General features: G+C 51.2%; 8 protein-coding genes. All 8 read right to left on the bottom strand.

Annotated elements, in window-relative coordinates:
- On the bottom strand, nucleotides 1-1,066 hold a 1,066-nt coding region (locus Q0628_RS00900), incomplete at its 3' end, for a malic enzyme-like NAD(P)-binding protein (RefSeq protein WP_298767638.1).
- Nucleotides 1,067-1,136: 70 nt separating this feature from the next.
- Complete coding sequence (locus Q0628_RS00895; protein ID WP_298767636.1) at nucleotides 1,137-1,637, bottom strand: GNAT family N-acetyltransferase; 501 nt, start codon at nucleotides 1,635-1,637, stop codon at nucleotides 1,137-1,139.
- A gap of 310 nt (nucleotides 1,638-1,947) precedes the next feature.
- Nucleotides 1,948-5,166 carry a carbamoyl-phosphate synthase large subunit gene (carB, locus tag Q0628_RS00890; RefSeq protein WP_298767634.1) on the bottom strand — a complete coding sequence of 1,073 codons (3,219 nt, stop codon included), beginning with the start codon at nucleotides 5,164-5,166 and terminating at the stop codon, nucleotides 1,948-1,950.
- 299 nt (nucleotides 5,167-5,465) lie between these two features.
- Entirely contained in the window at nucleotides 5,466-5,630 is a 165-nt protein-coding gene (locus tag Q0628_RS00885) for a hypothetical protein (protein WP_298767632.1), read from the bottom strand.
- A gap of 181 nt (nucleotides 5,631-5,811) precedes the next feature.
- Complete coding sequence (locus Q0628_RS00880) at nucleotides 5,812-6,114, bottom strand: HU family DNA-binding protein (protein WP_298767630.1); 303 nt, start codon at nucleotides 6,112-6,114, stop codon at nucleotides 5,812-5,814.
- 120 nt (nucleotides 6,115-6,234) lie between these two features.
- Nucleotides 6,235-7,362 (bottom strand): AI-2E family transporter, encoded by a 1,128-nt coding sequence (locus Q0628_RS00875; RefSeq protein WP_298767628.1) that lies wholly within the window; start codon nucleotides 7,360-7,362, stop codon nucleotides 6,235-6,237.
- Nucleotides 7,355-8,290 (bottom strand): AraC family transcriptional regulator, encoded by a 936-nt coding sequence (locus tag Q0628_RS00870; RefSeq protein WP_298767626.1) that lies wholly within the window; start codon nucleotides 8,288-8,290, stop codon nucleotides 7,355-7,357. Before Q0628_RS00870 ends, Q0628_RS00875 begins: the two co-directional genes overlap by 8 nt.
- Entirely contained in the window at nucleotides 8,287-9,039 is a 753-nt protein-coding gene (locus Q0628_RS00865) for a hypothetical protein (protein ID WP_298767624.1), read from the bottom strand. The genes Q0628_RS00870 and Q0628_RS00865 overlap by 4 nt, the downstream gene beginning before the upstream one ends.
- Nucleotides 9,040-9,086 lie beyond the last annotated feature (47 nt).

Below are 9,086 nucleotides of genomic sequence, written 5' to 3'. Positions count from 1 at the left end.
GCTTGGCCAAATTGGCGATGGCACGTACGGCTGCCAATTTCATTTCTTCGTTGATGGCGGTGGAAGCTACGTCCAAGGCACCACGGAAAATGTAGGGGAAGCCGATGACATTGTTGATTTGGTTCGGATAGTCGCTGCGGCCGGTGGACATCAAGACGTCCGGGCGGGCAGCCATAGCATCCTCGTAGGAGATTTCCGGTACCGGGTTGGCCAAAGCGAATACAATTGGGTGGCTGGCCATGCTACGGATCATGTCTTGGGTCAAGACATTTCCTTTGGACAAGCCGAGGAATACGTCGGCTCCTTGGATGGCTTCTGCCAACGTGTGGAGATCACGACGATCGGTTGCAAAATAACGTTTGGTTTCATCCAACTTTTCACGGTCGCTGGTAATTACGCCCTTTGAGTCGAGCATGATGATGTTTTCGTGGGTAGCACCCAAGGCTTCATACAACTTGGTACAAGAGATAGCAGCTGCACCGGCACCATTTACCACAATGCGGACATCTTGAATTTTCTTGCCAGCCACTTCGAGTGCATTGAGCAAACCTGCGGCCGAAATGATAGCCGTACCATGCTGGTCATCGTGCATCACAGGGATATCGAGTTCAGCCTTCAAGGTGTCTTCGATTTCGAAGCATTCCGGAGCCTTGATGTCTTCGAGGTTGATACCGCCGAACGTCGGGGCGATTCCCTTCACGATTTCGATAAACTTCTTCGGGTCCTTTTCGTCGATTTCGATGTCGAACACGTCGATACCGGCATAAATCTTAAAGAGGAGAGCCTTGCCTTCCATCACCGGCTTACCGGCGAGAGCGCCAATGTCGCCGAGACCGAGCACAGCCGTACCGTTAGAAATCACGGCAACCAAGTTACCCTTGCCCGTATATTCGTAAGCGAGGTTGTTATCCTTTTCAATTTCCAAACAAGGAACAGCTACACCCGGAGTGTACGCAAGGCCCAAGTCGGTCTGCGTGCTGTGCGGCTTGGTCGGCACGATTTCGATCTTGCCGGGCTTACCCATGGAGTGATATTCGAGGGCCTTTTCCTTCAAATCCTTACTCATCTTTTCTCCTTGTTTTTTCGAGGCCAAAGATAGAAAAAAACACGGCTTTTGTAAAGATTTGAATACTCAACTAAAATCGGAAGCAATCCAGTCGATAGACGTAATCATCCATAAAAAAGCCATTTCCGATGTCATTTTTCTCGGAACGGAGACGGACAAATCCAAGTTTTTCGTAAATCCGGCATGTCGGATTGTGCTTGTTCACGTTCAATTCGATAGCGTTAAGCCCCATCTTTCTCGCCTCGTCTTTCACGAACGAAAGCATCGACCTCGCATAGCCATGTCCACGGGCAGCCTCGTATAGGTAGAGCTTGCTCAAATACATCACATCGCTTTTGGGGTAGAAAGCCAAAAAGCCTATATTTTGAGAACTGTCTCGGACGAAATAGTAGGAATAGCCATGCGCCAGCTGTTCTTCAATGGCTGCGCAAGACTGAAACTTGCCAAGCATGTAATCGTTTTGCTCTTTTCCCACAATCGGGTCGTAATACTCGCGTAGAATATCGGTAGCCATTTTTGACATTTCACGAATTCCGTCAGCATCGTTCAAGTCCAACAAGATAAATTCCATAAGGTCCCTTAAATTATTGCTATAGAATATAAAAAAAGGAACCGCAATTCCGCCAAACCTTCTAAATCGAAGCATTACATCCAAAAGCGGCCTTTTTCTCGATAAAAGCCAGATTGAAACACTATTTCTTGGCTAAATTCAATAAAAAAGAGGAGTTTTAGCCGAAACATGTCAAACCAATACCTAATAACTAAATTCCAAGCCACATTACCATACAAAAAGACCGCAGCATTTTATTGCTACGGTCTTTAATGTTCTGGATCCTTCGACTTCACGCCTTACGGCGTTCCGCTCAGGATGACACGCCTAATTAAATCTCTTCAATAGAAGCATGATATTCCTGGAGAGATTTAACAGCACCATGGCCGTTCCTTGCGGCGGCGATGCCCTTCACGGTGTTGTAGGCACCGGCGAGGGTCGTGATGTAAGGCACCTTGTACTTGATGGCGGCCTTGCGGATGGCGCTTTCGTCCTTGATGGCGTCGCGCTTTGCCCACGGCGTGTTGATGATGAGGTTCACCTGCTTGTTCAGGATGATGTCGAGGACGTTGGGGCGGCCTTCGGCGATCTTGTTCACGACTTCGCACTTGACGCCGGCCTTCTCGTAGAACTTGGCGGTGCCTTCGGTAGCGTAGATCTTGAAGCCCAGCTTCTGGAATTCCTTGCCGATTTCGATGGCCTGTTCAGACAAGTTAACCTTGTCGGAGAGGCTAATCAGCACGGCACCTTCGTTCGGGAGGAAGGAACCTGCGGCTTCCTGGCTCTTGTAGTAGGCCAGGGCGTAGTCGTCGGAGAGGCCGAGCACTTCGCCCGTGGAGCGCATTTCGGGGCCGAGAACCGGGTCCACCTTCGGGAACTTGTCGAAGGGGAACACGGCTTCCTTGGCGCCGTGGTGGTTGAACTTCTTGTCCTTGAGCTTGAGGTCTTCGAGCTTGGCACCGAGCATCAGGCGGGTTGCGAGGCGGGCCATCTGCGTGTTACAGACCTTGGAGACCAGAGGCACGGTACGGGAAGCACGCGGGTTCGCTTCGAGGACGAACACCTTGCCGTCTTCGATAGCGTACTGCATGTTCATGAGGCCGCAAACGTGGAGGGCTTCAGCAATCTTCCTGGTGTAATCCTTGATGGTGGCCAAGTTTTCCTTGGTGATGGTCACCGGCGGGATGATGCAGGCGGAGTCACCGGAGTGGACACCGGCAAGTTCCACGTGTTCCATCACGGACGGGATGTAAACGTGTTCGCCATCGGAGAGGGCGTCGGCTTCGCATTCGAGAGCGTTGTGGAGGAAGCGGTCGATGAGGAGCGGACGATCCGGAGTCACGCCGACTGCCTTTGCAACGTATTCGCGGAGCATGTTTTCGTCGTAGATGACTTCCATGCCGCGGCCGCCAAGCACGAAGCTCGGGCGGATCATCACCGGGTAGCCACCGATCTGCTTGACGCAAGCGAGGGCTTCGTCGATGTTCGTGGCCATGCCGCTTTCCGGCATCGGGATGCCGAGCTGGTCCATCATCTTGCGGAACAGGTCGCGGTCTTCGGCGATATCGATGGAGTCGATGCTCGTACCGAGAATCTTGACGCCTTCGTCGGAGAGGGCGCGGGCGATGTTCAGCGGAGTCTGGCCACCGAACTGCACGATCACGCCAGCCGGCTTTTCCTTGTGGTAAATCTGGAGCACGTCTTCGAGGCTGACCGGTTCGAAGTACAGCTTGTCGCTGGTATCGTAGTCGGTAGAAACCGTTTCGGGGTTGCAGTTCACCATGATGGTTTCGTAACCCATCTCGCGGAGAGCCATTGCAGCGTGGCAGCAGCAGTAGTCGAATTCGATGCCCTGGCCGATTCTGTTCGGACCACCGCCGAGAATCATAATCTTCTTCGGGTTCGTGGAAGCGGTAGATTCGTCCTTGCAGTTGTAGGTGCTGTAGTAGTAGTACTGGTCCTTCACGCCGCTCACCGGCACTGCACACCAGCCTTCGACCACGCCGAGTTCGGTACGCTTCTTGCGCACGTCCTTTTCGCGGATGCCGAGAATCTTGGCAATATACTTGTCGCTGAAGCCGTCCTTCTTGGCCTTGATGAGCAGTTCATCGGAAGGCAGGCGACCCGGAGTCTTGAGCATTTCTTCTTCGAGTTCCACGAGTTCGCGCATCTGCTGCACGAAGTAGGCCTTTTCGTAGGTGGCGGCGAAGATTTCTTCGTCGGTTGCGCCCTTGCGGATGGCTTCGTACATCTGGAAGTGGCGTTCGGAGCTCGGGGTCTTGAGCATCTCGAGGAGTTCTTCCTTGCTCTTCTTGTTGAAGTCCTTCGCAAAGCCGAGGCCGGAGCGACCGTTTTCGAGACCGCGGATAGCCTTCTGGAGGGTTTCCTTGTAGGTCTTGCCGATAGCCATGACTTCGCCCACGGCCTTCATCTGGGTGCCGAGGCAGTCATCGACGCCGCGGAACTTTTCGAATGCCCAGCGAGCGAACTTGAGCACAACGTAGTCACCGCTCGGGGTGTACTTTTCGAGGCTTCCATCGCGCCAGTACGGAATCTGGTCGAGGGTGAGGCCTGCGGCGAGCTTTGCAGAAATGAGGGCGATCGGGAAGCCGGTAGCCTTGGATGCAAGAGCGGAGGAGCGAGAGGTACGCGGGTTGATTTCGATAATCACCACGCGGCCGGTCTTCGGGTCGTGAGCGAACTGCACGTTGGTACCGCCAATCACGCCGATGGATTCCACAATCTTGAAGGCCTTTTCCTTCAGTTCTTCTTCGAGCTTCTTGTCGATGGTGAGGAACGGGGCAGCACAGAAGGAGTCACCGGTATGCACGCCCACCGGGTCGATATTTTCGATGAAGCAGATGGCGATCATCTGGTTCTTGGAGTCGCGCACGACTTCGACTTCCAGCTCTTCCCAACCGAGGATGGATTCTTCGATGAGGCACTGGTGCGTCATGGAGAGTTCAAGACCGTTAGAGCAAATGGTGCGGAGTTCTTCCACGTTGTAGCAGAAGCCGCCGCCTGCACCGCCCATGGTGTATGCCGGGCGAACCACCACCGGGTAGCCGATTTCAGCAACAATCTTTTCGGCTTCTTCCACGGAGTGGCAAATGCCGGAGCGCGGGGTATCGATGCCGAGCTTCTGCATGGTTTCCTTGAAGATTTCACGGTCTTCGCCGCGTTCGATAGCGTCGAGGTTCACACCGATGACCTTCACGCCGTACTTGTCCAGCACGCCGGCCTTGCTGAGTGCTGAGGCGAGGTTCAGGCCGGTCTGACCGCCCAAGTTCGGGAGGAGTGCCTGCGGGCGTTCCTTTTCGATAATCTGGGTGAGGCGGGCGACGTTCAGCGGTTCGATGTAGGTGGCATCGGCCATGACCGGGTCGGTCATGATGGTAGCCGGGTTGGAGTTCACGAGCACAATCTTGTAACCCTGTTCGCGCAGGGCCTTGCAAGCCTGGGTGCCGGAATAGTCGAATTCGCAAGCCTGACCGATCACGATCGGGCCAGAACCGATGATAAGGACTTTGTCGATGCCTTCAATCTTCATTTTGTTTTCTCCGTTTGTTTAATCTATAAATGCTACTAGAGATCCCTCGCACGCTCGGGATGACATAAAAAAAGCTGAACTAAAAAGTCCAGCAAAATCAGAAAAATTATCAACCTTGGAAAAACCCGTTGCAGTTGCGCAGTGGATTGCGCAGATCTCGCAGCTCTGGGGCTTCGACATTGCAAGAATTTGTTTCATCTTCTTGTCTAAATCGCTCAAGGTTTAAACTTGCGCAAATATAGACAAAAAGTGTAAATCCTGCAATAGAGAAATACAAAAAATGAAAAAAATTATTCTAGCTACAGAGCCACCGGATCTTCCGCCGGATCTTCCTGAATGCAGTTCGGGGAGTTCGGATCCTTGGTGCATTCGTCGTCATCGGAGCCGCTGCTGGAGCTACCACAACCGATTACCGACATTACAAAAGCGGAAAGGCAAAGCATTCCCAGAAACTTACGGACCATAAAATTCCTCTCTAATTAGTTGACATTCAACATGTTACAATATAGCAAATAAAATTAGGCCGGTACATAAACTAAAGATTAGAACTAAGAACACAATCATATCTTATTCCAGTCCCTAAATACAAAATAAAAAACACTCGGGAAATCCCGAGTGCAAAAGCAAGTCGCCTTAAAAGCAAAATTACTTCTTAGCAGCCTTGGTCTTCTTGGCGGTTTCCTTAAGAGCAGCACCAACCTTGAAGGACACGGTCTTGGAAGCCTTGATCTTGATGGTAGCGCCAGTCTGCGGATTGCGGCCGGTACGGGCAGCACGTTCCTTAACAGTGAAGGTACCGAAACCGATCAGCTGAACGAGGCCGTCCTTCTTGATACCGGCGGTGATACCGTCGAGCACAGCGTCAACAGCGCGGCCAGCGGCAGCCTTGGATTCAATGCCAGCTTCCTTGTTGGCGAGGATGGCGTCGATGAGATCTTGCTTATTCATTTTTTTACTCCTTGAGTAGGTTTAAGAATGTTATGCGTATATTATACCTTTTTTTTTGCCACATGGGGAACTTTTCTAAAAAAAAAGTTTTTTTTCTCGATTTCCCCAAAGACCTTGAAATCAAGCCTCGGGCGGTGGTCCGGGCAATTCGTCGTGCTCGTTCAGCCCATTCACCTGAAGCTTCCGGATGTACACCAGACACAGGCAAGTAAAGGGGATCGCAACAAGTAACCCTAAGAAACCCAACAACTTACCCCATACAGACAATGACAAAAGAATGCCTACGGGCGGCAGATTCATGGAGCCGCCGACAATACGGGGAACCAGGAAAAAATCCTGTATCACCTGCACCACCAGGTATATGGAGCATATAATAAGGGCGACCTCCCAAAAGGGCATGCCCGTATTCAAGGCATGCACCACAGCCAAAACAAGGGCCAAGGGGATGGTCGTGAGCTGCAAATAGGGAATCATGTTGAGCGAGCCCGAGAACAAACCAAACGCAACTCCCATGGGAAGCCCCATGACGCCAAAGCCTATAGCATAAAGGACTCCCACCGTCAACGCCACTAGAGACTGGGCTCGGAAATAGGTACCCATAAAGCGATCCGTTTCCTTAGCAAACGAAATAGCGCCATCAGCATATTTATCAGGAATCAGGCTAAACACTCCACGGCGAAGCTTGGGCATGTCGAGCATGATGAATACCAGATACATGAATATTATAGCCGCGCCAGAGAACCACAATACAACGGTTCCCGTATAGGAAAGAACACCCCAAGCCCCCGGCAAAACCTTTCCGGCAATGTTCTGCACTTCTCTCCAGAAATCCAAATGTTGCATGGATGCGGCCAACTGATCCCATGAAATCAAGGAGTGAATCGTCTCGTACAATCCACCTGGCATCAAAGTTTCTATGCGAGAAGCCCATTCCGAATCGTTGAAGACCTTCGCTATGAGTACACCCAGGTTCCGGACTTCGCTTACAACCATGGGAACGAACAAACGAAGGCCCCCACCAATAATCAATCCAAGCGCAAGCAACACAATGATCACCGCAACAATCCGATGCTTCACACGCCGCTGCAGCTTATTCACCACGGGATCCATGATGTAGGCCATAAGAAATGCGGCAAAGAAGGGGAACAGAACGCCACGCAGGTAATACACCAACGCAATACAAATAGTGGCAATGATCAAGAGCCTAAGAAAGCGCATAATCCTATCTAAGCTCCAATACCTAGTCATTTTTCCTCCTGTAATGCAAGGGCTTTACACCGTAAACACGGGCAAAATCTTTTTCAAAAGCTGCAGGGGATTTCTCCCCCACTGCCATCGCGATTTCAGCAACCGACCGATCCGAATTCTTCAGAAATTCAGCGGCTCGTTCCATACGCATTTTCAAATCGTCCTGTTTTTCGTTCCTTCGTTTCGCAAAGCGTTCCGAGTCGCGCACCACAAGAGCAATCACACCGACATACGCCAAGAGAGCAACCACCAAAGCAACAATCATCAGCGCCTTGAACGTTCGGTTCTCTCCCCACAGCTTAATAGTACGAACGCTAATTTCGTCGGGAATGCCTAGCATAGTTCCTTCACCATTCGTAATTTCAAAGAACATGCCGCGATTCATGTAGCGCAGGCCATCGTCCTTATCGAGTCCTTGCATGGCAAGCCACCATTCGGGAACCCTGAAATCGAGCATCGAGATTGCCACCCCACTTTTCTTGTCACGAATCCGTACCGGCGCCTGCGCGACCATCGGACGATAACTCTGATACACGTTCTTTTTACTGAACACCGGATCATCGTTTAAAATCTTAACACCAACGCGTTGCATGCGTCCCGTTTCGACTTCGATTACAAGCGAATCAAAATCCGAAAAGTCAAAGAACCCGGAAGCTGGACGGTTATTGACCGAGAGCAAGTTTATTCCGATACCTGCATATGGATAAGCCATGCCCGAGCGGATGTTCACCCGTGCCGAAACCACAGAATCTTCGTTCGAAAGTTCTACCGTCGAAAATCCGCCCACTTTCGCATCGGAAACAGCATATACCTGAAATGCGGACCCCGGAAACAGGACCTTTTCCGAAACGCCAAACTTGACGAACAGACAAATCCATACAGCTATGGCAACTACAAGAGCCGCGGTCGCAATGATGATTTTCTTCATGAGTGCGGTTCCGCCTTCTTGCTTTCGTTTTCCTTGTTATACGAATGCGTGCGGCCTATTGCCACGATCATAAGCCCAAGCATAATGAACATCACCGCACCGAAAGCAAAGTTGCTCACGCCCTTTGCCGTAATTGCATAGAACTTGAGCGAGAACTTTTGATTACGCGGATGATTCCAACCCGGCGCAATCTCTACGCGTGCAACCGTTTCCTGATGACGACGATTTAAAGAGCGGTCGACATGTTCATCGTCAAACCAAAAGTCAGGCGTATAGAACTGTTCAAACGGGAACGCGATTCGTTGGCGACCCTTGGTCAGCGGGATTTCCTTCATCAACAAACGAAATGTTCGCGGTTTCGTGACATCCGTGACATCCGGGTCGAAAGTCCAGACCTTCACCAGTATTTCATCGGTTCCACTCGATTCCAGTTCAAAAATCAGCGAATCCACAAATGTCCAGTTGCGATATTCCGCCTTTTCGCCCTGACTGAGGTCAAACAGGAGTCCGCACCAGGCACTCTTGGCCGTATCCGCACCACCCAGTTCGCAGCTAAACGAAAGTGACGAATCCGTCAAGGCAAAAGTCACGTCAGATGAGCCACCGTCGGCCTTGTCATCATATTCAAAGACAGAAGCACCGTCGTGCAGCGGAAAAACACTGTCTACAAAATGCCTCTCCGGAAGAGCAAAATACACCCCCAGAACAACAGCCGCAATCGCTACTAAAATAATATAGGTTTTAGCCATTAGAATCTTCAGGTTCGAGAATCGGTTTCAAGTGAAGGCTATACTGC

It is taken from the genome of uncultured Fibrobacter sp. (assembly GCF_937877005.1).
Lineage (GTDB): Bacteria > Fibrobacterota > Fibrobacteria > Fibrobacterales > Fibrobacteraceae > Fibrobacter.
This window is presented reverse-complemented; position numbering and strand designations above follow the sequence as displayed.